Source organism: bacterium, from assembly GCA_018830565.1.
Taxonomy (GTDB): Bacteria; UBA9089; JAHJRX01; order JAHJRX01; family JAHJRX01; genus JAHJRX01.
Genome location: JAHJRX010000049.1, coordinates 1 through 25,125, shown reverse-complemented (window position 1 = coordinate 25,125; position 25,125 = coordinate 1). Strand labels below are relative to the sequence as shown.

Here is a 25,125-nt window from a genome sequence, read left to right as displayed (position 1 = left end):
TCCTTTAACTTAAAAATAATAGTTAGCTAATGAGATTATTCTCTCACTTTTATATATTAGCAAGGCTTGTCATAAAGTCATAAAGAAAAATGCTATTAAAAGTAATAGTTAGCTAATGAGATTATTCTCTCACTTTTATCTGAGTAGCAAGGCTTCTGGGAGAAGAAAGATTAATCTTGGCCACTACTTGATATTCTCCTGGTTCTACCATTTCGCCTAAGGTGTTTCTTTGATCCCATATTTGACTAAAGCATAATCTTCCTTCTGGCAAAAGAAGAACTTCTTCTTGATTTATTCCAGAAACCTGCCAGATAGTTCTTTTAAATTTTTTAATAATAAACTCATATTGAGGCTTGGAAAACTTTAGTAATTTAGGCTTTTTTTCTTTATTTTTCATTTCTAATTTTAAAAGATAGTCAATTTTATTAGAAAGCAGTGTAACTTGAAAAAGATATTCTACCTGGTTAAAGGTAGATGTAATAATTTTAAATGTCTTTAAATGTTGTCTGGCATATAAGAACATCCCAATGATGATAATGATATTTACAGCTAAAATAACTTGACCAACCACAGGACTTATGGCTTTAACTTTGTCTCTCTTTCTTTCTTTTATCGGCATGGTTTTTTTATGATGATGAGATATGCACCCTCGGTACACTCTTACCTACTTGACACACGATCTCATAATTTATACTATGACAAATTTTAGCAATCTCATCTACGGAAATACTTTGAAATTCATTATCTCCAAATAAAATGACTTCTTCTCCTTCTCTTACTTTTTTTAACTCACTTATCTCAACCATACACATATCCATACAAATTCTTCCTCTAAGAGGAAGGATTTTATCCTTGATAATCACTCTTCCCTTATCAGACAAAAGCCGATTATATCCATCATTATAACCCACCGGCAACACGGCCAGCTTAGTCTCTTGAGAAGTAATATAAGTCTTACCATAAGAAATGCCACTGTCTTTAGGTAAATTTTTAATTTGGAGGATTCTTGTTTTAAAACACATGGCTGGCTTTAAGCTAATCTTCTCACGGCAATAAGAAGAAGGATAAAGACCATAAGCCATAATACCAATTCTTACCAGATCAAGGCACATTGAAGGAAATCTTAAAAAACCAGCACTATTTAAGATATGCTTTAAAGGAATGCTAATACCTTCTTTTTCTAAGGTCTTTAAGATTTTCTTAAATTTATTAAACTGACCGAGGGCGTAGGTATCGTCTTCTTCGTCGGCAGTAGCTAAGTGAGTATAGATACCTTCTATTTCAACAAAAGGTAACTCCTTTAACTTCTTTACGAAATCTAATGTTTCATGGGGTAAAATTCCAAGTCGACCCATTCCCGAATCAACCTTAATATGAACTTTAGCTTTCTGGTTATATTTTTCAGCCCAGTAAGATAGACTCTGAGCTGTTTTTAGCTGGTAAATAGCTAAAGTAAGTCCATATTTTATGACTTTAAGAATATCCTGGGGAAAAACAATGCCTAAGACTAAGATAGGGGTAATTATTTTAGCTTCACGAAGGGCTATTGCTTCTTGACAATTAGCTACGGCTAAATAATTAGCTCCTGATAAAATGGCCACCTTGCTTACTTCTATAGCTCCATGGCCATACCCATCAGCCTTTACTACTATTAAAAGTTTAGTCTCTTTTGGCAAGATATTCTTAATTTGTTTGATATTGTCTCTGATCCGATCCAAGTTAATTTCTACCCAACAATTACAATTCACTTCTCATCACCTTAAATAGCCCTTTCTGCTTTTCTGGATAATTGATAAACAAGATCAAAGACACTCTTTTTTCTTACTAAAAATTTAAAACTTCCAAAGATAAATAAGGCGATCAAAAAACAAACTGTATAAGTAAAAGCATCACTTGTAGTTTTAAACTCCCAATATTTTGGCTTTTTCTCTACTTCTTTCTTGATATATTCTTTACTTATTTTATCCTCAAGACAAACAGGAAAAATAGCCATAGTTAAGGGAATCCCTTGAAATAACCTTTGAAGGTTATCATAAGCAATCTTATTCTTCTTTTTAGCCTGGAAAGCAACTTCTACCGATTGAGCAAAAGAAGTCATAGCTTCTCGCTTTCTTCCCATTAATTCGTAAACAATTCCTTGGTTATTATAGACATTAGAAATGCAATTAAGAATCTCCCTTTCTTCATTAGCAGTTAATTTCTTATAGGCTTTGAGCAATCTTTTTTGGAAAATAACTAAAGCTCTACTAAATCTTTCTTTAGCTTCATCTAATTCATTTAATCTAAGATTTACCACTCCTAAGTTATAATTAATAAAGGGATTATCTATCTCTTTAGGAAGTATCTTTTTCCACTGCGTTAAGGCTTTGGTATATTCTTTATTATCATAATAAGCCACGCCAAGATTATAATGTAGATCCACTGTATTAATTCCTAATCGATAAGCATCTTCATAAAGTTGGCTACATTTTTTTAATTCATCGAAGTAGTAAAAGTAAACATTGGCTAAGTTGTAAATAGCTTTTTTATGGGAGGGGTCTAATCGTAAGCAATTATTAAATTCGAAAAAGGCTTTTTCCATCATATTTTTTTCATAATATACCTGCCCTAAACCATTATGAGCATTAGCATGCTTATGATCTTTATTAATTACAAATTGAAACTCGGCGGCCGCTCTATTAAGTATTTTCTTTTCATGAAATAAGACACCTAAATAATAATGAGCTTCCAGACAACTGGGGTTATGCTTCACCGTAACCCTAAAAAGCTCCTCCGCTAATTTCTTCCGATTTCTTTCAAAGTAAATTTTGCCTAATTGGCATAAGATATAAGGATCACATTGCTTTTCCTCAGTAATCTTATAGATGAATCGGTGTACACCAGTGGCAGCATTATACAGCTTTTTTTTCATCAAAATACTTTGCAATAAGAACAAAGAACTTACATTGTCATACTTTATGTTTAAGGCTTTTTCACATTCTAAGAAAGCTTTTTCTATATCCCCTTGATTTAAATAAGTTCGTCCCAGCACAGCCATAGCTTTTACATTCTCAGAATCAATACGTAATATTTTATGATAAATATCTTCTGCTTCTTTTATGCTACCCAAATTACTATAAACAACCAGTAAACTATTTAATAAGTTTAAATCTTCTGGTTTTTCTCTTAAAACAGCTTTTAAAATAAAGATAGCTGTTTGAGGTCTTATTGGAGCATAGGATAAAGCAAATTGATGACATACCTTTATCTTATTAAAGCTATACTTGAAACTTTTTTTAAAATAATCCTCTGCTTTTTTAAAGTTCCTTTCTTCAATAGCAGTAATTCCTTTATGGAGATATGCTCTGGCTTGGAGATAACGATTGATCGCCTGGAAGGAGAGAAAGACAGCTAATGCAATGCAGGCAGCTAAGCAAATTATTTGCCCAATGGCTTTATATTCTTTAATTTTCTTAATCTTGGTAAGAGCTCTTTCGAGATACCTCCTTCTCTTTTTAAGAGGAATGGTTATTTCCTTTTCTTTGATAATCCTTTCTACTGAAATTTCTGGTTTTACCTCTTCTAATCCTTCAAAGCCTTTTTCTTCTTCAAAGGAAACAATTTCTTCTTTCTCTACAGAAAACAACTCTTGATCTATAATGCTTTCTATAGTCCTTTCCTTAGTCTTTTCTTTGATTATTTTTTCTGGAGATTCAAATAATTCTTCTTCAAACTTATCCTCTTTTATATCTCTGCGTCTTTCTTTACTATCTTGCTTTAATAAAGAATCTTCTTTGAAGAGATCAGTATCATCTAACTCTTTTAAAAAAGAGTCCCATTCTCCATTATGATTAATATCTTGATCTTTGTCTCTTTCTTCTTTAGGCATGGTTCTTTCCCCAAGATTTTAAATAAAGACTTCCTTTATAAGATTATTAAAAATAAGCTTCAAAGTCAATAGAAAAGAAAATAGGGCAGCCATTCTCATTATGACCCGCTAACAATGGTTAGGCAAAGTAACAATCTTGAACAGTGGGTTAAGTACACTCCGCGCCATATTATTGATTTTATTGTGGCGGTGGTTGACCCGAAAAAGGGTGAAACGATTTGTGATTCTGCTTCTCAAACAACATGGAATCCCCCTTAATCCCCCTTTGATAAAGGGGGAAAGTAGTAAAGTCGCAGGGGGATTTAAATCGCTTATGCCGGACGAGCGAAAAATTTGACAGACCATTTTGTCGGCTACGACATTTCACCTGATATGGTGCGGCTTTGTGAGCTTACTTCTACAATTGTAACGAATTAGATTGCCTTGTTGTTTTCAATTTCATGGAATTGCCACAGGATATTGAGCAGTTGCAAATATCCTAAGCTTCCTCTGTCTAATAATTACTCCTTGTTTATTTATTTCTTATCTGATTGGAGTAATAAGTATCTCGTTTTTGACACTGGACTAGAATCTGTCTTGTCAAATTTCATAATGAGAATTGCTGGTTGAATGTGGTTTATGTTGAAGGGATTAGAAGAAAGGCATAAGATTTTCTTTATCTTTAACTAAGAATCTTTAACTATAAGACCTCAGCTGGCCTTCTGTTTATGTAGCTTGAGTAGTAATAGAAAGTGTTCCAGTCAAGGGAGAGAAAGGATCATCTGTCATTTATAATCTACCTTTAGTAGAAGGAATACCTTTAATCCTTTTATCAATAGTTGTAGCCATAGAAAGGACTTGACCAAAAGCTTTAAAGATAGCTTCAATAATATGGTGAGTATTATTCCCATAAAGAAGATTAATGTGAAAGGTAATTTTAGCCGAATTAGTCACGGCTTTAAAAAATTCTTCAGTTAAGACACTTTCAAAGTTACCTGTTCTCTCTTGCAAACATCTTACATTATACACTAATAACGGTCTTCCTGAAATATCTAAAGCTAAAGCTACCAAAGACTCGTCCATAGGGACTGAAGCAAAAGCAAATCTCTTTATGCCTGCTTTATTTCCTAAAGCCTTATTAATGGCCTCTCCTAAGGTAAGTCCAACATCTTCTACCAGATGGTGATTATCTACTTCTAAATCACCAGTAGCTTTAATTTCTAAATTAAATAGCCCATGTTTAGCTAATAAAGAGAGCATATGGTCTAAAAATGGAACTTTGGTATTTACTTCATGTTTACCCTCTCCATCTAAGTCTAAAGAGACTAAGACTTGGGTCTCATTGGTAATTCTTTCTACTTTGCTTTTTCTACTCATTTCACCCCCTATCTTGAAAATGGTAATCGGTTATCAGGTAATTGTTTCTCTTGCCGATCACCTCTTCACCTGATAACCGATTACCTTTCCTCCCTTCGTGCCTTTGTGCCTTCGTGGTTAATCTCCCAATTTTCTTGCATTTCAGCGTTTTTACCTATTGGCTTCCGATAACTGTAAGTTATATTTTTTCTTAGCCGTTTCAGTTTCCCTATGAATCCATGTTAATTTTTCTCTGGCAGTCATACCTTTTGTTTTTTCATAGATTATTTCTCTAGCTTTGTGTATTTCTGCCATCGATGTTGGTTCTTTAGTCTTCATCTTCTATCACCTCCTCAGGACTTATGAGTTCAATCTCTTTATAGCCCTCGATTTTATTAATACTGTTGACCCCCCATCTTGTCTTTAGTCTAACAATGTGTCTCATATTCCAACTGATTAGCACATCAATATCATTAATAACTGCATAGGCAATATGTATCGCATCTTCCTCAAATCTTTTAGGAACAATTTTTGCCTTAAGATATTTTTCCGTAAGATGAAACACTTCTTCACTTCCTGATAGTTCTTTAGGTTGATATGTTTGAATTATGTCAAGCAACTTGCGTTTCTTTTCTTCATCCTCAGTATTAAATATTTCGGCAATAACTAATTCAGAAATATAGACTTCATACTTACCCTGTGATATTTCTTCAAATAGAGCTTTGGTAATATCTCTCTTCTCTGGAGCATCATCAGCAAAAAGAAAATTTATTACAGAGGTATCAAGATATATTTTAAGTTTTCTCATCATTTTATCTTCCATAGCCATCCCTTTTACACCCCATCTCTTATTTTTACCCATATTATTTAGATAAACCTCGCATTTACGGCAATCATATATCTTCTCTATATACTTACCCTGAACCTTTCCAAAACATCTTGTGCCTGTAATCATAAAACAAACATTCCTCATGTCCAGGATAAACGCCCGACAGTTATGACACTCATAATTTCCCTTGTCCTTAAAGTATTCTGAAAAAAATATAGAATCGTCATTATCCCGGCAAGCAATGCCATAGAAAATGACCAGAATTCTAACAAGGCATGAATATCGCTATTACTTTTCCATGAAGAAGAAATTGCCCCTGGATAGAAAAGTAAAGGCAAAAGGAACAAAGCTATCCACACAACCCATTCTTTTTTAATAGTATCTTGTCTTTTTTTATATAGCCTCCTATCTTAAAGATTTTATCAACCAAGAAAGTTATCTATCTTGCTTTTTTTAAAATATTTTCTTATCTTTTCTTTAAAAATTTTATTCTCTTCTTTAGTGCCTATTGATATTCTCAAACAATCAGCAAGAGAAGGAATATTTTCAAAATTACGTCCTAGAATCCCCTCCTTTATCAAAAAGTGATAAAGATCTTTGGCTCGGTACCCTTTAACTTTAAAGAGCACAAAATTAGTCTCACTAAGATACGGTATTATTCCATCTATCTCTTTTAAGAAATTAATCATCTCTCTTCTTTCTTCTATAATTTCCACCGCTTTCTTTTTAAAATAATCTTCCTTGGATAAGATTATCTTAGCAGCTACTTGAGAAAAAGAATTTATATTATAAGGTAACTTTACCTTAAGTAAAATCTCGATGATTTCAGGAGGTGCAAATAAGAAACCCACCCGTAAAGAAGCCAGAGAAAACATCTTAGAAAATGTTCGAGTAACTATTAAATTTGGGTATCTTTTTACTTCTGGCAAGAATGTCTTATCTGAAAAACCAAAGTAAGCTTCATCGATAACGATTAGACTATTTGATTCTTCAATTATTTGGTAAATGAACTCCCTAGAAAAGCAATTTCCAGTAGGATTATTAGGATAACTAATAAAGATAAGATTATTTTGTCCACCCTCTATAAATTCTTTAGAGTTTATCTCAAAGTTTTCTTTTAGCGGAATCTCTCTAATATTTAAGCCTATCATCTTAGCTATTAGACCATATATCTCAAAAGTAGGATTAGGATATAGGACTTCATTTTTTCCAAAAGATAATAATATATTTAAGATTAATTCATCAGACCCGTTGCCTATTAAGATGTATTCTTTTGGTATCTGGTAAGCAAGAGAAATAACTTCTCTTAGATTATTACACCTTGAGTCAGGATAGCGATTAAATCTTAGCCCTTTCATTTTTTCTATAATCTCTAAGAGAATCTCTTCTGGTAAATCATAAGGACTCTCCATCGCATCTAATTTTATAGGACAGCTTATTGGACAAACTTTATAGGGAGTTAATTTTTTAACTGGTTCTCTGATTATTTCATTAAGATTAAACATCGTCTTTCTCTTCGTCTTTCTCTTTAAAAAAAACTTATTACTCTCTTATCTTAATGGCAGAAGCATGGGCATCAAGCCCTTCTAAATTAGCGATATTGATGATATCTTCTTTATACTCATTTAAAGCTTCTTGAGTATAATAGATTAAGCTTGATTTAGTCATAAAATCATCTACGCTTAAAGGGGAATAAAACCGAGCACTTCCTGATGTAGGAAGAACATGGCTGGGGCCAGCCAGATAATCTCCCACTGATTCTGGAGTATAATTACCTACAAATATTGCTCCAGCATGTCTAATCTCGTCTAAATACTTCCAAGGCTCTTTTAAACAAAGCTCTAAGTGTTCAGGAGCATAGCTATTTATAATCTCAATACCTTCAGGGATATCCTTAATTAAGATGATTAGTCCATTATTCTCTAAGGACTTCTCGATAATCTCTTTTCTAAGACACCTTTCCTTTTGAAGAGCTATTTCTTTTTCTACCTCTAAAGCCAGGGTCTCCGAAGTAGTAATTAAGACAGCCGAAGAAAGCTCATCATGCTCTGCCTGGGATAATAAATCTGCCGCCACAAACTTAGCTTTAGCCCTTTCATCAGCTAAGATTAATACTTCGCTAGGACCGGCAATCATATCAATAGATACTTTTCCATAAACCAACTTTTTAGCTATCGTTACATAAATATTTCCAGGTCCTACAATCTTATCTACGGCGGGAATAATCTTTGTCCCGTAAGCTAAGGCAGCAATAGCTTGAGCACCGCCCACTTTATAAATATTCTTAATTCCTAACCACTTGGCAGCCATTAAGAGATAAGGATTAATTTCCCTTTTTTGGTTAGGAGGAGTACAAATAAAGATCTCTTTCACTCCAGCTACTAAAGCAGGGATAACGGTCATTAAGACTGAAGAGACCAAAGGCGCTCTTCCTCCTGGAATATAAATGCCTACTTTATCTATTGGCTGGTATCTCTGGCCTAAAATTATCCCTTTCTCTTTTTTCTCTTCCCAAGTCTTTACTTTTTGTCTTTCGTGAAAATCTATAATATTCTTCTTAGCCACCATCAAAGAGTGGCAATATCTTTCTTCTACCTTTTTAGAAGCTTCTCTAAACTCTTCTTCCTTTACTCTTAAATCTTCTTCCTCTAATTTCACCTGATCGAATAATTCTGTATACTTAATTAAAGCTTGATCTTGGTTTTCTTTAACTTCGGCAATAATTTCTGAAACCTTTGAAATAATCTCTGGATTTACAGTCGAAAGAAGATCTCTCTTAATCTTATTATTTACTTCTTTCTTATCTTTATCAATCCAATATCTCAGTTTTTTCATTCTTTCCTATCCTCATTTAGTCAGGTAAATATAGACCATAGGAACACCAAAGCTATTTTTCTGGTAAATTTTTCCCAAAACAAGGCTTAGTTTACCAGATAATGACTATATTTCAAGTATTTTATAAAAGCAACCCTGCCCTTATTCTACCTCTTTAATACCATCATAAGTTACTTCAAGTAAAAACTTAAGCTCATCTTTAGAGATACTTAAAGGTGGCATCAGGACGATTGTATCTCCTAATGGCCGCAAAATGGCTCTTTTTTTTCTAATCGCCTGAGTTACCTTAAGGCCTATTTTTTCTTCAAAATGATAAGGAATCTTTAATTCTTTATTTTTTACCAACTCAATCCCTACCATAAATCCTTTTTGACGCACTTCTCCAACATGTTCAAGATTTAAAAAATACTTTAACTCTTGATTAAGAAATTTAATTTTATTTTCCAGCTTAATTAATATTTTTTCTTTCTCAAAAATTTCTAAATTAGCCAAGCCGCAAGCACAAGCTAAAGGATTTCCAGTATAAGTATGTCCATGGAAAAAAGTCTTTTTTTCCTCATATTCACCCAGAAAAGCATGATAAACTTCTTCAGTGGTAATAGTCACCGCTAAGGGAAGATAACCAGCGGTAATAGATTTAGCTAAGCACATTATATCTGGAACTACCCTCTCCCACTGGCAAGCAAACATCTTTCCTGTTCTTCCAAACCCAGTAGCTACTTCATCAGCAATCATTAATACCTGGTACTTCTTAGTTAATTCTCTCACCCTCTTTAAAAAACCTTCTGGCTGGATAATCATGCCCGCTGCTCCTTGCACTATTGGTTCAAGGATCAAGGCACTTATTTCTTGGTGATGCTTAACTAAGAGATCTTCTAATTCTTGCAAACAACTTATCTGACAATCAGGGTAAGTCAAATTTAAATGACAACGATAACAATAAGGAGCTTTAACTCTAAAAGAAGAAAAAAGAAGGGGGGCAAATGTCTTATAAAAAAGGTCAATTCCTCCCACACTTACACTCCCAATAGTATCTCCATGGTAAGCATTATAGAAAGTGAGAAATTTATTCTTCTTGACTTCTTTTTTATGCTGCCAGTACTGAAAGGCTATCTTTAAAGCAATTTCTACCGCGGTAGAGCCATTATCTGAATAAAAAAATTTAGAAAGCCCTTGGGGTGTGATCTCCAAAAGCTTACCAGCTAATTCCACAGAAGGAACATTTCCTAATCCAAGTAAAGTAGAATGTGAAATCTTATTAACCTGACTAATTAAGGCTTCGTCTATCTCTCTTTTTTGATGGCCATGAAGGTTTACCCACAAAGAAGAGATGCCATCTAAATACCAGTTACCTTCTATGTCTTTAAGAAAACAACCCTTACCTTCTTCAATAATCAAAGGTTCTAGTTCTTGATAATCTTTCATCTGGGTAAAAGGATGCCAAACTAAGGAACGATCTCTATCTTTTAAGATCTTATTTCTTTTAGCTGGTAATTTATCTTCCAAGATATATTTTAAATTAATCTTCTTAGTTATTTCCTTAAAAAACTCTCTCTTTGTTAATTCTTGATTGCCTTTTTTTTCTAAAACTTCTAAATAAGGAATCATTCCTAATATCTTGGTTTGGCTTAATTTAGAGATGATTAAAGGACTGTCTTCTTTAGAAATAGGTGAAATTTCTTGCTGATTTTGATTAAAGATAAGGCCAATAATCTCTAATCCATACTTCTTAGCTATTTCTATGGTCAGTAAAGAGTGATTTATCGCCCCTACCCTTAATCCAACCACAATAATTATTCCAATATTTAATCTTTTAATCAGATCAACCATGAAAAGATCTTTAGAAATGGGGACCAATAACCCCCCTGCTCCTTCTACTACCAAAACTTGGTATTTTTCTTTTAAGGTTAGATAACTACGGTAGATTTTTTCTAAATCGATCTTTCTTTTCTCAAGCTTAGAAGCTAAGTGAGGTGAGAATGGTTTTGAAAAAGAGTAGGGGTTAATCAAAGAAGGAGGTTCATTTATTTGAGATACTTCTTTTAAGATTTGAATATCATCTCCTCCACATTGGATAGGTTTCATTACTCCGCAGCTAATATTTTTCTCTTGAAGAGTATGGATAATAGCGGCACTTACTACTGTCTTTCCTATCTCAGTATCAGTACCCGTAATAAAGACAGCTCTTCTCAAAGTTTATTCTCCCCCCAGACATAAAAAATTTCAAAGGTCAGATAAAACTGTTTTGGGTAAAGCTTCCTAAGGGAAAAAATTTGCTTCCCCAAGGCTAATCCATCAGCCTTTAATTTAATCCCATAGTTAGCTCCAATAGCCTTGAGCCATTTTAAACAAAAGAGGATGTCTTTAAAAGCCACTTTCTTTACTCTTTTTTCTACATTAAACCTTTGCCAAGGCTTATTCTTCATCAAGAGATAAATATCTTCTTCCTTAAAAAACTTATGTTCAGAAAAGCTGGCAGGGTTTATTCTCTCCAAAGCCTCTCTTAATTCTTTTAAGGAATTTTGACCTAAAAGGGTTAAATAGAAGTCTCCTCCTTTATTTAATACTCGGTAAGCCTCATTAAAGGCTCTGTCTATATCTAGAGCCCACTGAAAAGCTACATTAGAAATGACCAAATCAAAAAAACAATCAAAATAAGGGAGATATTCAAAATCTGCCTCTATGAATTCAACTTTCTTTATTCCATTTTTTCTTGCTTTTTCTTTAGCACATTCGACCATACCCGAAGCAAGGTCACAACCAAATATCAAGGCTTGAGGAAAGATCTTAGCTAATTTTAAAGTTAGACCTCCTGTCCCCATGCCTATGTCTAATACTCGGCAAGGAACATTTTTACCCTTACCAATTTTAGAGACTAAATGATTTGCCCATCTTTTTTGAAGATGGGCATAAAAATCATAACTTAGAGCTACTTTAGAAAAATAATCTTTTATCTTTAATTTATCCACTTTGGTTTGCCAAAGCAAACTTTTTCATAAATTCTACTAATCTTTCCACGCCTTCTATAGGGAAAGCATTATAAATAGAAGCTCTTATCCCACCTACAGAACGATGCCCTTTTAAGCCATAGAATCCCAACGACGAGGCTTCTTTCACAAACTTATCTTCTAAACTTTCATCCTTTAATCTAAAAGTTATATTCATTAGAGAACGACTATCTTTCTCCGCATGGGGACGATAAAATCCTTGAGAAGAATCTATCGCCTCATAAATTAAACCTGCTTTCTTGGTATTAAGTTCTTCTATCTTTTCAAACCCTCCTTTTTTCTTGACCCATTCTAAGACTAACTTCATTACATAGATCCCAAAGACACAAGGGGTATTGTAAAGAGAATTTTCTTCTATCTGGGTTTTATATCTAAGAAGAGTAGGCACTGTTTCAGGACATCGCGCGGCTAAATCTTTTCTAATAATAACTAAAGTTACTCCTGCTGGTCCAAGATTTTTCTGGGCTCCAGCATAGATTAATCCAAACTTGCTTACCTCTAACTTCCGACTTAAAATATCCGAAGACATATCAACCACTAAAGGCACGTTTCCTGTCTCTGGAAAACTCTTCCATTGAGTTCCAAAGATAGTATTATTGGAAGTAATATGGACATAAGCAGCCTCTTGATTGAGCTTTATTTCACCCGGCTTAGGAATTCTTTTAAAATTTTCAGATTCAGTAGTGGCGGCAATGTTAACCTTTCCTAAGATCTTAGCTTCTTTTAAAGCTTTCTTGGCCCAAGAACCAGTAATAATATAATCAGCAAACTCTCCATCTCTAAGTAAATTATAAGGAACCATAGCAAACTGTAAGCTTGCTCCACCCTGGAGAAATAATATCTCATAATCTTCGGGAATCTCTAAGATCTCTTTTAAGAGCAGCTTAGCTTCATTTAAAACATTAATAAATTCTTTACTTCGATGGCTCATCTCTAAAACAGACATTCCTAAACCATAAAAATCTACCACATTTTCTTGAACTTCTTGAAGAACCTCTAAGGGAAGCGCAGCGGGACCTGGATTAAAATTAAACTTTCTAACCATTAATTCCTCCTAATTCAAATAAAGATAAAACTTATTATATTTTTTAAAATATTTATTATAAAATTATCATAATATAATACCTAAGTCAAGCCTTGATATGAAAATTCCAGCCATTCTAATTATAAGATTTTACAAAACAGATTAACCTAATTTTTACGATTTTCATAGAAACATTAATGAATTTTCCCAAAGTAAAAAATTAGTTGCATAATATCTTTATTATATGGTAAACTTCAACTTACTTTAAATTAAAAAAACTGGCAAGAAATTATTGAGGGGTTAAAAATGGCTAAAGTTTGTGAGATTTGCGGAAAAGGTCCTTTGACAGGAAATAAAGTTAGTCACTCTAATAGAAAGACTAAACGTCGTTGGATACCTAATTTACAAAAAATAAAGACTGTGGTAAATAAATCTACCACCCACCTTAAGGTCTGCACTAAATGCCTACGGTCTAAAAAAGTATCAAGAGTTGCTTGATTATACCTTTAGTTATATAAAGGAAATCTTTTACATAAATCTTTTACTTCTTTCTTTATTTGAAGAGTAATATCTTCTTTGCCTATTGAAGATATTACCTTATTTATTAAGTAAGCAACCTCTTTAATCTCTTCTTCTTTCATACCCCGAGAAGTCAAGATGGGGGTACCTAATCGAATGCCACTGGTAACAAAAGCTTTTTCTGTATCATAAGGCACCGTATTTTTATTTACCGTAATATTAGATTCTCCTAACATCTTCTCTGCTTGAGTACCATTAATATTTTTATTTCTTAGATCTATTAAAATTAAATGGTTATCTGTTCCGCCAGTAATTAAATTAAAGCCATAATTATTTAACTCTTTGGCTAAGACTTTAGCATTTTTTATAACTTGTTTTTGGTAGTCTCTAAACTCTTCAGTCATTGCTTCCCTTAAGCACACCGCTTTAGCAGCAATAATATGCATTAAAGGACCACCTTGAATTCCTGGAAAGATTGCCTTATCGATAAGCTTACCGTACTCTTCCCGGCACATAATTATTCCACCTCGTGGACCCCGAAGAGTTTTATGGGTAGTAGTGGTTACAAAATCGCAATAAGGCACTGGATCTGGGTGTAATTTAGCTGCCACAAGTCCTGCAATATGAGCAATATCAGCCATTAGGTATGCCCCAACTTTTTGAGCAATACTTTGGAACCTTTGAAAATCTATGGTTCGAGGATAAGCACTTGCCCCAGCGATAATCATTTTAGGTTTTTCTTGAAGAGCTATCTCTTCCATGTCTTGATAATCAATCAATTGATCTTCTTTCCTTAATCTATAGGTAACTGCTCGGTATAATATTCCAGAAAAATTAACGGTGCTTCCATGGGTTAAATGTCCTCCATGAGTAAGGTCTAATCCTAAGATCTTATCTCCTGGCTTTAACATGCTCAAATAAACAGCCATATTAGCTTGTGATCCTGAATGAGGTTGGACATTGACATGCTGCGCTCCAAAGATAATCTTAGCTCTTTGTTGAGCTAAGACTTCAGCCGTATCTACATTTTCACAACCCCCGTAGTATCTCCTGCCTGGGTATCCTTCTGCATACTTATTGGTAAGAATAGAACCTTGGGCTAGAAGCACTGCTTCGCTAACTACATTTTCTGAGGCAATCATTTCTAATCTCTCTTCTTGTCTCTCTTTTTCTTTTTCTATTAACTTGGCTACTTCAGGGTCTACTTGCCATAATTTATTCATCTTTTATACCTATTAAAAAATCTTCGTATTCTTTCCAGAGCTTCTTCTATCTTATCTAAAGAAGTAGCATAAGAACAACGAATAAAACTTCTGCCGCTCTTTCCAAAAGCTCCTCCTGGTATTACGGCTACTCTTTCTTCTAAGAGCAGTCTTTCAGCAAACTCCTCATCATTTAAGGTAGAATTTATAATCGAGGGAAAAACATAGAAGGCACCTTTGGCCGTAAAGCAGTTTAAGCCAATTTCATTTAATCCCTTGATGATTAATCTTCTCCTTTGATTATACTCAGTAATCATATCTTGCCTATGAAAGTACCCATTTTTAAGAGCTTCTATCGCTGCTTGTTGTCCCATAATAGGGGCACAAAGCATCGTGTATTGATGAATCTTAGTCATAACTTCAATAATATCTTGATGAGAAGCTGCATACCCAATTCGCCACCCGGTCATGGCATAAGCCTTAGAAAATCCATTCAATAAGATAGTTCGTTCTTTCATTTCTGGTAAAGCAGCAAAACAAGTGGGGCTACCTTCGTAAGTCAAATGTTCGTATATTTCATCAGCAATAACTAAGAGATTATGTTTTTTTACTACTTGAGCAATCTTTGATAATCTATCTTTCTCCATTATTGCTCCCGTGGGATTGTTGGGATAAGAAATAATCAGGGCCTTGGTTTTTTTAGTAACTACTTTTTCTATCTCTTCTGCTTTTAACTGAAAATCATCTTCTAATTTAGTCTCTACTACCACTGGAACTCCACCAGCCATAATAATGCAAGGTTTATAAGAAACATAAGATGGCTCATGGACAATGACCTCATCTCCTAAATTTAAGATAGCTCTTAAAGCTAAGTCTAATCCTTCGCTTACCCCTACCGTAACTAATATTTGAGTTACCGGATCATACTTTAATTGGTAATCTTTATTTAGTCTCTGACTAATAGTTTCTCTTAATTTTATTAATCCAGAATTTGAAGTGTAGTTAGTATATCCTTGCTCTAGGTGATAAATACTTAGCTCTCTTATATGCCACGGCGTGTCAAAATCTGGCTCTCCTATTCCTAAAGAGATCACATCATCTAAAGTAGCTATAATATCAAAAAATCGTCTTATTCCGGAAGGTGGAATACTTAAAACACTTTGACTTAATAATTTCTTCATTTCTTAATAACTTACCTTTAATCTTTTATCTTCTTCTTCCAGGGGAACTATAATTTCATCATCTACCTTGTATCTTTTAAGAACAAAATGAGTAGCGGTACTTTGAACTTGCTCAATAGTAGCTAATCGTTCTACTACAAAATAAGCAATTTCTTTCATGCTCTTACCAGAGACAACTACCGCAAAGTCATAAGTACCAGCCATCAAATACATAGCATGAACTTCAGGATAGCTATAAATTCGTCTGGCTACAGCATCAAATCCTACATCTCTTTCTGGAATAACTTTCACTTCAATAAAAGCATAAACCACTTCTTCGCTAATCTTTTCCCAATCAATTAAGGTTTTATACTTAATGATAATCTTTTTTTCTTCCATCTCTTTAATTAAGGCTTCTACTTCTTCTTTAGTCTTGCCGGTCATAGCAGCAATGTTTTCTGATCTTTCTTTTCCGTTTTTAGACAAAATCTTTAATATATCCTTCATTTTTTACCCCTCATCTTCATCTTTTTTCATTCTAAAGACTTTAGATTACTTTCATTTTCATGGATAATCTTCCATCGTTCTTTAATATTACCGACTAAGCAAATCTTAAAATCTTTACATTCTAGACAGCAAGAAGAATTAATTCCTCTCTCTCCTAAAACCCACTTTTTTTCACAATGAAAAAAATTTTCGCAATTTTTACAACAATTTAATGACAAAAAGCCTCCTGACTAGAAAAAACTTATAGTAGCTATTAACGAAAATACTTAAAAAATAACCATTAAGGTAAACTTTGTATACCATAATCTATATTTTTTAACAACAAATTTTCTTTTTTAAATTAAGATTAAACCAACCTATCCAAATCTTCTGTTAATAATCTCCTAAAGTCATTTAGAGAAGATGTCAACATCAACTGCCCCTATAATAAAATGCTTATCGTCCTTCATTAAGTCAATCTCTATCGTTTCTTTACAGATTTCTCCTTGAGAATCTAAGACTATTCTGATGAAAGGCCTAATAATCGATTGCTTGCTAACCTTAACCACCATCGCAATTTCTCCAGTGTTTAACCGGACTAAACTTCCTGAAGGATAGATAGACATACATCTGACAAAAGAAGAAGTAATATTAGGATCAAAATCTGTTCCACTTGAACCAATAATAATCTTCATTGCTTCATAAGGTAAAAGTCCTCTTTTGTAAACGCGATCGGCAATTAAAGCATCATAAACATCTCCTAATGAAACCATTACCGCATACTTGTTAATCTTAGTATCTTTCAACCCTTGAGGATAACCGAAGCCATTATATCTTTCGTGATGTTGATAAGCAATAATCTTTGGCATTTCACCAATAGATTGATCTTGAGAGATAATCTTATAACTATATAAAGGGTGTTTTTTAATTTCCTCATACTCTCTACTATCTAAATGTTCTTCTTTATTAATGATATTATTATTAATAAAAGTCTTTCCTACGTCATGGAGGAGCGCCCCTACCCCTAATTCTTCCAATTGGTCTTGACTTAATCTTAATTCCAGACCAATTAATAAAGAGAGAATACATACATTTAAGGAGTGAGTAAAGGTATATTTATCATATTCTTTAATCTTCTCTAACTCTAACATAGCTTCTTTGTTCTCTGTAAGCTCTTTAATCATGCCCTTCATAGCCTTTTTTGTTTCTTGACCATTAATTGTTCTTCCATACTTAATATCTTCCATGACTTTGGAGACATGATCTATCGCTTCTTTCTTTGTTTCTTTGGAAATAACCTTAGGAATTTCTTCTATCTTGGCCACTACTTTTTTGTTCCTTATGAGGCGAGGGCCTTTTTCCTTTTTAGAAGAAATACTCTCTTCAACCTGACCTTTATACTTAATTCTCTTAACTTCCCATATTTTGTCTTCGCTCATCTATTTCTCCTTGTGTCTTAGGTTAACAACGTGGCCAACAATATAATGATTAACTGTTGACTATATAAGCTTGCCCAAATAACTATGCCAATTTTAATTAATAACTACTACCATAAAAACTAAAAAGACCAGCATTCTTTATCAATACTGGTCTTTTTAGGTCTATCTTTGGTCAAGAAAAACTACTCCAGAACAGAGATATTTCCTTCTTCCAAATGAGCTTTTTCGGTAATTTCTTCAAGTTTTCTTAAGAATTCCTTCTTATTTAATCCAGTCTTATATTTTCCAATACCAATATTGACAGAGTTTTTTTTACTTAAATTCTTGTCGTTTAAATATTCTAAGATAGACTTTTGAACCCGCTCTGCAAAGATAAAAGCTAAATTAGTACTAGAATCTATTAAAGCTACCGCAAAAGAAGAACTTTTATATCGAGCTAAAATATCTCCTTGTCGGACACATTTTAAGAATATCTTAGCTAGATCTTTTAAAAGAAGATCATCAGTAATGAAAGAAGGCATCTCCTTTTCGGTCACTATTTTAATTGAAGCTAAAACTAAGACTAATTTAGCGCCATACCTATCGACGCGAGAAACTTCTTCATCCAATCTTTGTTGGAAATAACTTAAACTCATTAGATCTGAAGTTTCGTCATAGATAGAGACTTCTTCTAATTTATCCTGGAGGTGTTCTGCTTTAAAGAACAAGGTCAGCAACTCTCCATATAAGGACAAAACCTCCACATCTTTTTCTTGGTAAGTATCTTTTACTGGACTATCTACATACATTAAGGCGATAATATTTCCATATAAGATCATGGGGACACATAAGATGCTTCTGACTAAAGCTTGAGAAAAACTTCGATATCTAATATCTTCACAAATATCTCCGATCATAATATGACCAGAGGTCTTTATGATAAAGCTCTTCATATCTTTTCCTAAGTTAGATTTAAAGATCTTTTCTGCTTCTTTTGTATCCCCGGCAAAATACTTAAAGTAAAAGTCTTCCGTAGGTTCATCTTTTAACAAGATTACACAACAGCGGCTTTTAAAGTAATCAATAATATCTTCTAAGATAAATTTAAAGTCTTCTTCCTTGATGGAGACTGAAGATAAAGCAATTTGATGAAGATTTCTAATACTTTTTAAAAGTTTTTCTGCCTCTTTTTCTTTATCCACTGTAATTTGAGTAATAGTTTCAATGCCGCCACTTTTAGTAATCTCTTTAATCCTCTTTTTTATAAACTCTATAAAAAAGATACCTACTAATAAGAGTAAAGTTACCTCGCTCAAGATGATGATACTTTCCCTAACTTCTCCGGTCTGGATCTTATAAAAAAAGAGAGGAGCTACGGCTAACAAAGCTAAAAACAAGGCTACTACTCCTTCTTTTAAGCTCCATAATAATACCGCCATTACCACTGGGATAATATATAAAGCCGGAGAAGCAAAAAGATAAGTAATGCCACTCCAAGAAGTATAATATAATAAAAAAGTAATGATTAAAAAGATACTAACTAAACAAAAATGAAACAATTTTGAAATGTCCTTATTTTTTTTCATAAACCTTTCTTTGATATACTCAAATAAATTAAGATTGAAAAAAATGTTAAAATTTCAAATTACCAATTCCAAACACCAAGCAAAACAAGCTTGCGAAAAAACATTACTTGAAATCCTAGATTATCTCAATGATTTACTTGGCCAAACTGTTTAAAATGAGAATCTTATAATTTAACTTGCTCCCGTGCCAAAGACTACCGTGGGAATAGTTTGGAGTAAAAGTTTAAAATCTAAAAAGATTGACCAATTATCTATGTAATCAATATCCATCCGCATCCAATCATCAAAGCTAATCGTATTCCTGCCACTTACTTGCCAAATACAAGTAAGTCCAGGGACAGACCTTAAACGTTTTAAATGCCATCTTTCAAATTTAGCTACTTCTTCAATCGGCAAAGGACGTGGCCCTACTAAACTCATCTCTCCTTTTAAGACATTAAAGAGTTGAGGAAGCTCATCAATGCTGGCTTTACGAATAAATCTTCCTACCTTGGTCATCCGAGGATCTTTCTTAATCTTAAAGACTGGCCCATCTACTTCGCTTTCTTTTCTCAATCCATCCTTTTTTGCCTCAGCATCTATCCGCATCGAGCGAAACTTATAACAATAAAAGACCTTTCCTCGATAACCAGCTCTCCTTTGTTTAAAAAATATAGGTCCCTTAGAATCAAGCTTAATAATTAAGCTTGCAATTACCAAGAATGGCAAAAGAATAATAATTCCTGATAAGGAAGAAAATAAATCGATTATTCTCTTAATTCCTACTTCCCAAATATTAAAGATGGGCTCTAACTTCTCCCTCTCTTTAAACTCATTCAAGACCTGCTTGAATCTTTCCGTAACTTCTCCGTATTCTCCAAAGGTAAATTTCTCTTTAGCTAAGAGATAGTCATTCTTTTGCATCTCTCTTATTACCTCTTAAACTTATCACCTCTTAAAGATCTTCCTTTTCCCACTTCATAACTTCCAAAGATGCTCTTTCGTAATCTTCTTCTCTTCCGATATCTATCCAATCACCTTTAATGATATAACTTCCAACGCTCTTTTTAAGACTACAAAGATTCCTTACTAAATCAGGAATATCATAAAAAGTATCTTTAGGGAGGTATTCTAAAAGAGAAGGATTTAAGACATATACCCCGGCAGCAATGTGGTATTTTAAGATTGGTTTTTCTTTGACTGCATTAACATAGCCTTCATTAATCTCTATTACTCCATAAGGAACGACCACCTCATAATCTTTAAGACAAATGGTCATCTCATAATTTAAGTTAAGATGATGGTCATAAATATCCTTAAAGTTTTCTCTAATCAGAAGCACATCCCCATTTAAGACTAAAAAAGGTTCATCTAAGAATTCTTCTAATAACTTAATAGGACTAGCTGTTCCTAATCTCTTGGTTTCTTTAGAATAAGTAATTTCTACCCCCAGACTACTTCCATCTCTAAAATAAGCTTCGATTAGTTCGCTTCGGTATCCTGTAGCTACATAGATCTTATTAAACCCGGCTTTTCTTAATTGATCAATTTGAATCTCCATAATAGGCCTTCTCCCCACGGGAAGTAAGGGCTTGGGGATAGAGTAAGTAATAGGTCGAAGCCTACTCCCGAATCCTCCTGCTAAAATCACAGCCTTCATTTTTATCTCCTAAACATTGTAAACACTTGGTTTATAAAGAGCTATATTTTCTGAAATCCAATCCACGGTTCTCCTCAGCCCTTCATCTAAAGAAACCTGAGGTTCCCACCCGGTCAATTTTTTAGCTTTTTCATTATTGGCAATTAATCTATCTACTTCACTCTTGGAGGGTCTTATTCTCGAGGCATCAAAGATCACCTTTACTTCTCGACCAATTAAACTTATAATCTTATCAGTTAATTCGCCCACTGAGATTCCTTTGCCATAGCCAATATTAATTACTTCTCCTTCTATATTAGGGGCTTGCGCTATCTTAATAAATCCTTCCACCGTATCTGAAACATAGTTAAGATCTCTGATGGGTTTAGTGCTTCCTAAGTAAACATCTTTTCCAGCAATAATTTGAGTAATTAAGGTAGGAATAACGGCTCGGGCTGACTGTCTGGGACCATAAGTATTAAAAGGTCTCACCGTTACTACTGGTAAATCATAAGCCCGATAAAAGCTTTCCGCTAACATATCTGCTCCAATCTTACTGGCTGAATAAGGAGATTGTCCTTGCAAAGGGTGCTTTTCATCTATGGGAACATAAATAGCCGTACCATAAACTTCACTGGTCGAAGTATGGACTACTCTTTTTGATTTATTTTCTCTGGCCGCATTTAAGACATTTAAAGTACCTAAGACATTAGCCTCTACTACTTCGCTGGGATGTAAATAAGAGTAAGGAATGGAGATTAATGAACCCAAGTGAAAGATAATATCTACTTCCTTGCTGGCTTCTTTAACAGCTTGAGCATCCCTTAAATCACCAGCCACAATCTCTATCTTTTCTCTTATTTGAGGTTTAAAACCTTCAATAAATCCTTGATGATTTCGGGAATTATAACGAATAAAGACTTTTACCTTGGCCCCTAAGGTCACTAATCTTTCCGCCAAATGGCTGCCAATAAACCCTCCTGCTCCTGTGATTAATACCTTTTCATTCTTCCAATCCAAATCTTACCTCCTCTAAAATCAGTAATCTTAATAGGTTATTTGTCAGCGTTCAGGTGTCAGCTCTCAGCCTTTAGTTTTATTAGGAATAAGTCCATTAAGGCAAGAGAAATATATTTGAGACACTACTACCTGATTTTATTAGTTTTAGCTGACTACTGACGGCTAAACAATTACCTTTATTTTAGCCTATCCCTCCAATAATTCAAGAGATCTCTTAAAGTTTTTTCAAAAGTAATGGCTGGCTTCCATCCTGTTTGGGATTTAAGTTTTTCATAGCTCCCTACTTGAATAGGCACATCTGAAGGCCGAAACCGTTCTTTTTCTACCTTAACTTCTATCTCGCACCGGCTCATTTTCAAGAGGATATCCAAGACTTCTTTAATGGCATAAGCTTTATGAGAGCAGACATTATAAACCTCTCCTCTTTCTCCTTTTTCCATAATTAAATAATAAGCTTTAACTACATCTCTGACATCGATAAAATCTCTTTTAGCTTCTAAGTTTCCTACTTTAATTACTGGTTCTTGCTTTCCTCTTTCAATAAGAGCAATTTGATAAGCAAAATTAGAACAAACAAAATCCTTTCGCTCTCCTGGGCCGGTTTGATTAAAGGATCGAGTTCTAATAATCTGTAACTGGTAAGTCTTAAAATATTGATAAGCTACCATATCTTGAGCAATCTTAGTTACTCCGTAAAAATCCATGGGCCGAAGGACATTTTTTTCGGTAACGGGATTTTCTTCTTCATAGACTAAGCCATATTCAGCACTGGAAGTAGCCACGTGAATTAAGGGATTTATTTTAGCTTCTAAGGCAGCATCTAAGATATTCTTAGTGCCAAAAAAATTAACCTCCATGGCAAAGCGAGGATTTTTCTTTACCGTAGGTCCAAAAGTTATCGCGGCTAAATGAAATATCTTTTCTGGAAGGATACTTGAGATAAGTCCAGTTACTTCCCGGTAGTTAGTAATATCTACTTCAAATAATCTTATCTTTTTTACCCACTTTTCTTCAAGATGAAGAAATTCTCCACCTCTTTCTATAAAACCATAGATTTCTACCTCGGGGTCTTCTTTATATAGGTATCTTACCAGATGTTCACCTGTAAAACCATTTATCCCGGTAATTAAAACCTTCATTAATTTAATTTCCTATGGCATAAAAATATGAAACCTCGTTACTTTTAAAACTAGTATTATCAATTTTTATGGCCTTGATGACAAAGTAGTAAGTTGTATTAGGAGTTAAATTATCAACCTGAAAGGAAGTATTTTGGCCACTATTTCCTTTATACTGGTAATTACCAGGGGAAGTACCCATCCAGATTTCAAAGTACATAATTTCACTAAGATTTATATTGGAATAAGTCCAATCTAACCTTACAGAATTAAAACCCATGGGGGTGGGAGGAAGTAATTGGATCGTGGGTGGATTTGGGAGATTAAACGAAACCTCGTTACTCATAGCCAAGATACCACCATCATATCCTATAGCCTTGATGACAAAGAAGTAATTTGTATTAGGAGTTAAATTACTAACCTGAAAGGAAGTATTTTTGCCACTATTTCCTTTAAGCTGGTAATTACCAGGGGAAGTACCCATCCAGATTTCAAAGTGTTTAAGTTTATTAGGATCCATATTGGAACAAGTCCATTTTAATTCTACAGAATTAAAATTTATGGGGGCGGGAGGAGATAGTTGGATCGTGGGTTGATTTGGTGGAGGTGGATTTGATGGATTATTTGATGGATTACGAGAATCATCAGGATGATTAAAATTTGGCTCTACTGGATTTTTAGCACAATTAAAGAGAAAAAAACATAAGCAAACTAAAGTAAAAAATAAGATTAATTTACTTTGTCGAGTAAACATTTTCAACAACCTCCTTTAAAGTAAAAAAGAATAGTTAAAATTTCTTAGTTATCACTAATTTTGGCTCAACTAATAAATCTAAAGAAAGGTTCCAGTCTTTGGTGTTTTTAGTCGTGTAAATTATATCTTCAGGCAAAGGAAAACCTAATAAGGAATCAATTAAGTTATAAGCATAAACAATTATCCCTATAGTCATAGGCCCTTGAATATTTTTAGAAGCATCTTTGGCTTCCTGATACTTTATATTAAGATCATCACTTAAAAATTGGTCAAAAGGATAATTTTCTCTCACCATTTGGTCGTACTTTTTTTGAGCCTCTTGATATTCTTTATTTACTGTAGTGTATTTTTTCTTTGCATCTATAGCTCCCAAGATAGCAATCGTGTCTATAATTAAGATAGCGCTTCCTTTAAAGTAATGCCTTTTATAAAATTGCCCCCAACCAGGAAGAATAAAGGAACGAGCAAAAGCAATTCCTTTGGTCTTAGCTCCTTCTCGAATCTTCATTTTTAATATCTGAGGAGCTTTTTCTTCCACTTTAACCGGCCCTTCTTTTTTAACTATCTCTTTTATCTCTTTGGCGGCTGGTTTTTCTACCGGTAAAACACCTAAGATCTTATTGGCTAAACCTATCCCCGTATTCCTAACTAAGGTAGTTAGCTCCTCCAGTTCACAAATAAGCTCCTCAGTATGAGCCATCTCAATCTTGCCTAATTCTACATCGACTACTCTTAAGACAATAAGATACTTTTTACCAATTGCATTTATGGACCCCAAAACTACTTTCTGGGCATTTAAGATCTTTCCAAGCTCTGTCATAGAGGCAGTATCAGTAGAACCAGTTTGTTGAAAAGCCTGTGTTTTTAAGATCTCTCTCATCTTGCTGTATTCAATGATCTCAAACTCTGGGTAACCAACAAAAGCAGAGCGAAGAACTTCCGCTAAAGAGTTAGCTATCTCTTGAGGAACACCTTGGGCATCTAAGTCAATAATGGCCATGCGAATAGGTTTCTTTTGAGCAAAAGAAGGTGAAGTCAAGAGAAAAGAAATAACTATCAAAATAACTATCAAGATGAATATCTTTATAAATTTCTTGATCATAAATCCTCCAAATCTTTAAAACTACTATTAGTATACCACATTGTTATAAAAAATAACAAGGTGAAAAATTAAAAAAATGACCTCGGTAATACTTTTTTCAATATTGTAACAGCAAAATGAAAATGTCCTGTTTTCCGTTAAATAGAAATGTCCTATTTTGTATTAGATAAAAATGATCTTTTATATGGGTTTATTTTAAACTTCCTCCAAGGGTGATCCAATGGAAGAATATGCACCTTTCTT

25 protein-coding genes are annotated in these 25,125 nt (G+C 33.8%); 2 read left to right on the top strand and 23 right to left on the bottom strand.

The genetic code is table 11. The features are described 5' to 3' along the window. Positions 1-121: 121 nt before the first annotated feature. Genes KJ849_04500 through KJ849_04490 form a run of 3 tightly spaced genes read right to left on the bottom strand, consistent with a single transcriptional unit; the run spans position 122 to position 3,868 of the window. Positions 122-658: a hypothetical protein gene (locus KJ849_04500; protein ID MBU2599819.1), complete on the bottom strand. Its 537-nt coding sequence runs from the start codon at positions 656-658 to the stop codon at positions 122-124. Further along, positions 627-1,748 (bottom strand): alanine racemase, encoded by a 1,122-nt coding sequence (gene alr / locus KJ849_04495; GenBank protein MBU2599818.1) that lies wholly within the window; start codon positions 1,746-1,748, stop codon positions 627-629. The genes KJ849_04500 and alr overlap by 32 nt, the downstream gene beginning before the upstream one ends. Before the next feature lie 11 nt (positions 1,749-1,759). Then, entirely contained in the window at positions 1,760-3,868 is a 2,109-nt protein-coding gene (locus KJ849_04490) for a tetratricopeptide repeat protein (protein ID MBU2599817.1), read from the bottom strand. 114 nt (positions 3,869-3,982) lie between these two features. On the opposite strand from KJ849_04490, the gene KJ849_04485 reads away from it, so the two are divergent. Continuing rightward, complete coding sequence (locus KJ849_04485) at positions 3,983-4,126, top strand: N-6 DNA methylase (GenBank protein MBU2599816.1); 144 nt, start codon at positions 3,983-3,985, stop codon at positions 4,124-4,126. Between the two features lie 510 nt (positions 4,127-4,636). Here KJ849_04485 and hisB read toward each other — a convergent pair. From hisB to serC, 8 genes are all read right to left on the bottom strand, one after another. Beyond that, positions 4,637-5,224, bottom strand: a complete 588-nt coding sequence (gene hisB, locus KJ849_04480; GenBank protein MBU2599815.1) for an imidazoleglycerol-phosphate dehydratase HisB — start codon at positions 5,222-5,224, stop codon at positions 4,637-4,639. Between the two features lie 150 nt (positions 5,225-5,374). Continuing rightward, on the bottom strand, positions 5,375-5,542 hold the full coding sequence (locus KJ849_04475) for a hypothetical protein (GenBank protein MBU2599814.1): 168 nt from the start codon (positions 5,540-5,542) through the stop codon (positions 5,375-5,377). Next, complete coding sequence (locus tag KJ849_04470; protein MBU2599813.1) at positions 5,532-6,158, bottom strand: PIN domain-containing protein; 627 nt, start codon at positions 6,156-6,158, stop codon at positions 5,532-5,534. Before KJ849_04470 ends, KJ849_04475 begins: the two co-directional genes overlap by 11 nt. A 296-nt stretch (positions 6,159-6,454) precedes the next feature. Further along, a complete protein-coding gene (gene hisC / locus KJ849_04465; GenBank protein ID MBU2599812.1) occupies positions 6,455-7,537 on the bottom strand; it encodes a histidinol-phosphate transaminase in 1,083 nt (360 codons plus the stop codon). Between the two features lie 37 nt (positions 7,538-7,574). Further along, positions 7,575-8,867, bottom strand: a complete 1,293-nt coding sequence (gene hisD, locus KJ849_04460; protein MBU2599811.1) for a histidinol dehydrogenase — start codon at positions 8,865-8,867, stop codon at positions 7,575-7,577. Between the two features lie 141 nt (positions 8,868-9,008). Then, positions 9,009-11,060, bottom strand: a complete 2,052-nt coding sequence (gene bioA, locus KJ849_04455; GenBank protein ID MBU2599810.1) for an adenosylmethionine--8-amino-7-oxononanoate transaminase — start codon at positions 11,058-11,060, stop codon at positions 9,009-9,011. Then, positions 11,057-11,836: a methyltransferase domain-containing protein gene (locus tag KJ849_04450; GenBank protein ID MBU2599809.1), complete on the bottom strand. Its 780-nt coding sequence runs from the start codon at positions 11,834-11,836 to the stop codon at positions 11,057-11,059. Before KJ849_04450 ends, bioA begins: the two co-directional genes overlap by 4 nt. Then, positions 11,829-12,920, bottom strand: a complete 1,092-nt coding sequence (gene serC / locus KJ849_04445; protein ID MBU2599808.1) for a phosphoserine transaminase — start codon at positions 12,918-12,920, stop codon at positions 11,829-11,831. Before serC ends, KJ849_04450 begins: the two co-directional genes overlap by 8 nt. A 285-nt stretch (positions 12,921-13,205) precedes the next feature. Between serC and rpmB the strand changes: the two genes are divergently transcribed. Then, complete coding sequence (gene rpmB / locus KJ849_04440; protein ID MBU2599807.1) at positions 13,206-13,397, top strand: 50S ribosomal protein L28; 192 nt, start codon at positions 13,206-13,208, stop codon at positions 13,395-13,397. 8 nt (positions 13,398-13,405) lie between these two features. On the opposite strand, the gene KJ849_04435 is transcribed toward rpmB, so the two are convergent. From KJ849_04435 to KJ849_04380, 12 genes are all read right to left on the bottom strand, one after another. Continuing rightward, the gene (locus KJ849_04435) at positions 13,406-14,641 is read right to left on the bottom strand and encodes a serine hydroxymethyltransferase (GenBank protein MBU2599806.1); all 1,236 of its coding nucleotides are present in this window, start codon (positions 14,639-14,641) and stop codon (positions 13,406-13,408) included. Then, positions 14,638-15,801, bottom strand: coding sequence for an aminotransferase class I/II-fold pyridoxal phosphate-dependent enzyme (locus KJ849_04430; GenBank protein MBU2599805.1), 1,164 nt, complete (start codon positions 15,799-15,801; stop codon positions 14,638-14,640). The genes KJ849_04435 and KJ849_04430 overlap by 4 nt, the downstream gene beginning before the upstream one ends. Before the next feature lie 3 nt (positions 15,802-15,804). Further along, positions 15,805-16,287 carry an Lrp/AsnC family transcriptional regulator gene (locus tag KJ849_04425; GenBank protein ID MBU2599804.1) on the bottom strand — a complete coding sequence of 161 codons (483 nt, stop codon included), beginning with the start codon at positions 16,285-16,287 and terminating at the stop codon, positions 15,805-15,807. A gap of 26 nt (positions 16,288-16,313) precedes the next feature. Continuing rightward, positions 16,314-16,505, bottom strand: a complete 192-nt coding sequence (locus KJ849_04420) for a hypothetical protein (protein MBU2599803.1) — start codon at positions 16,503-16,505, stop codon at positions 16,314-16,316. A 171-nt stretch (positions 16,506-16,676) separates the two neighbouring features. Next, positions 16,677-17,705, bottom strand: a complete 1,029-nt coding sequence (locus KJ849_04415; GenBank protein MBU2599802.1) for an HD-GYP domain-containing protein — start codon at positions 17,703-17,705, stop codon at positions 16,677-16,679. 182 nt (positions 17,706-17,887) lie between these two features. Further along, entirely contained in the window at positions 17,888-19,270 is a 1,383-nt protein-coding gene (locus KJ849_04410; protein ID MBU2599801.1) for a diguanylate cyclase, read from the bottom strand. A gap of 171 nt (positions 19,271-19,441) precedes the next feature. Then, a complete protein-coding gene (locus KJ849_04405; protein MBU2599800.1) occupies positions 19,442-20,173 on the bottom strand; it encodes a sugar transferase in 732 nt (243 codons plus the stop codon). Between the two features lie 31 nt (positions 20,174-20,204). Further along, positions 20,205-20,909, bottom strand: coding sequence for an NTP transferase domain-containing protein (locus KJ849_04400; GenBank protein MBU2599799.1), 705 nt, complete (start codon positions 20,907-20,909; stop codon positions 20,205-20,207). 9 nt (positions 20,910-20,918) lie between these two features. Next, positions 20,919-21,908, bottom strand: a complete 990-nt coding sequence (locus KJ849_04395) for an SDR family NAD(P)-dependent oxidoreductase (GenBank protein MBU2599798.1) — start codon at positions 21,906-21,908, stop codon at positions 20,919-20,921. A gap of 176 nt (positions 21,909-22,084) precedes the next feature. Further along, the gene (locus KJ849_04390) at positions 22,085-23,047 is read right to left on the bottom strand and encodes a GDP-mannose 4,6-dehydratase (protein MBU2599797.1); all 963 of its coding nucleotides are present in this window, start codon (positions 23,045-23,047) and stop codon (positions 22,085-22,087) included. 4 nt (positions 23,048-23,051) lie between these two features. Continuing rightward, positions 23,052-23,780 carry a fibronectin type III domain-containing protein gene (locus tag KJ849_04385; GenBank protein ID MBU2599796.1) on the bottom strand — a complete coding sequence of 243 codons (729 nt, stop codon included), beginning with the start codon at positions 23,778-23,780 and terminating at the stop codon, positions 23,052-23,054. Positions 23,781-23,814: 34 nt separating this feature from the next. Then, positions 23,815-24,882: a hypothetical protein gene (locus KJ849_04380; GenBank protein ID MBU2599795.1), complete on the bottom strand. Its 1,068-nt coding sequence runs from the start codon at positions 24,880-24,882 to the stop codon at positions 23,815-23,817. Positions 24,883-25,125: the final 243 nt, after the last annotated feature.

What these genes read in the sequence shown, in the direction of transcription:
- KJ849_04430 (MBU2599805.1), bottom strand. Translation starts at nt 15,801, where the DNA reads ATGAAGAAATTATTAAGTCAAAGTGTTTTAAGTATTCCACCTTCCGGA.
- serC (MBU2599808.1), bottom strand. Translation starts at nt 12,920, where the DNA reads ATGGTTAGAAAGTTTAATTTTAATCCAGGTCCCGCTGCGCTTCCCTTA.
- KJ849_04485 (MBU2599816.1), top strand. Translation starts at nt 3,983, where the DNA reads ATGGTTAGGCAAAGTAACAATCTTGAACAGTGGGTTAAGTACACTCCG.
- KJ849_04425 (MBU2599804.1), bottom strand. Translation starts at nt 16,287, where the DNA reads ATGAAGGATATATTAAAGATTTTGTCTAAAAACGGAAAAGAAAGATCA.
- hisC (MBU2599812.1), bottom strand. Translation starts at nt 7,537, where the DNA reads ATGTTTAATCTTAATGAAATAATCAGAGAACCAGTTAAAAAATTAACT.
- KJ849_04490 (MBU2599817.1), bottom strand. Translation starts at nt 3,868, where the DNA reads ATGCCTAAAGAAGAAAGAGACAAAGATCAAGATATTAATCATAATGGA.
- KJ849_04385 (MBU2599796.1), bottom strand. Translation starts at nt 23,780, where the DNA reads ATGTTTACTCGACAAAGTAAATTAATCTTATTTTTTACTTTAGTTTGC.
- KJ849_04415 (MBU2599802.1), bottom strand. Translation starts at nt 17,705, where the DNA reads ATGAGCGAAGACAAAATATGGGAAGTTAAGAGAATTAAGTATAAAGGT.
- hisB (MBU2599815.1), bottom strand. Translation starts at nt 5,224, where the DNA reads ATGAGTAGAAAAAGCAAAGTAGAAAGAATTACCAATGAGACCCAAGTC.
- KJ849_04475 (MBU2599814.1), bottom strand. Translation starts at nt 5,542, where the DNA reads ATGAAGACTAAAGAACCAACATCGATGGCAGAAATACACAAAGCTAGA.
- KJ849_04435 (MBU2599806.1), bottom strand. Translation starts at nt 14,641, where the DNA reads ATGAATAAATTATGGCAAGTAGACCCTGAAGTAGCCAAGTTAATAGAA.
- hisD (MBU2599811.1), bottom strand. Translation starts at nt 8,867, where the DNA reads ATGAAAAAACTGAGATATTGGATTGATAAAGATAAGAAAGAAGTAAAT.
- KJ849_04390 (MBU2599797.1), bottom strand. Translation starts at nt 23,047, where the DNA reads ATGAAGGTTTTAATTACCGGGATAAATGGTTTTACAGGTGAACATCTG.
- KJ849_04470 (MBU2599813.1), bottom strand. Translation starts at nt 6,158, where the DNA reads ATGATTACAGGCACAAGATGTTTTGGAAAGGTTCAGGGTAAGTATATA.
- KJ849_04405 (MBU2599800.1), bottom strand. Translation starts at nt 20,173, where the DNA reads ATGCAAAAGAATGACTATCTCTTAGCTAAAGAGAAATTTACCTTTGGA.
- KJ849_04400 (MBU2599799.1), bottom strand. Translation starts at nt 20,909, where the DNA reads ATGAAGGCTGTGATTTTAGCAGGAGGATTCGGGAGTAGGCTTCGACCT.
- KJ849_04410 (MBU2599801.1), bottom strand. Translation starts at nt 19,270, where the DNA reads ATGAAAAAAAATAAGGACATTTCAAAATTGTTTCATTTTTGTTTAGTT.
- KJ849_04380 (MBU2599795.1), bottom strand. Translation starts at nt 24,882, where the DNA reads ATGATCAAGAAATTTATAAAGATATTCATCTTGATAGTTATTTTGATA.
- rpmB (MBU2599807.1), top strand. Translation starts at nt 13,206, where the DNA reads ATGGCTAAAGTTTGTGAGATTTGCGGAAAAGGTCCTTTGACAGGAAAT.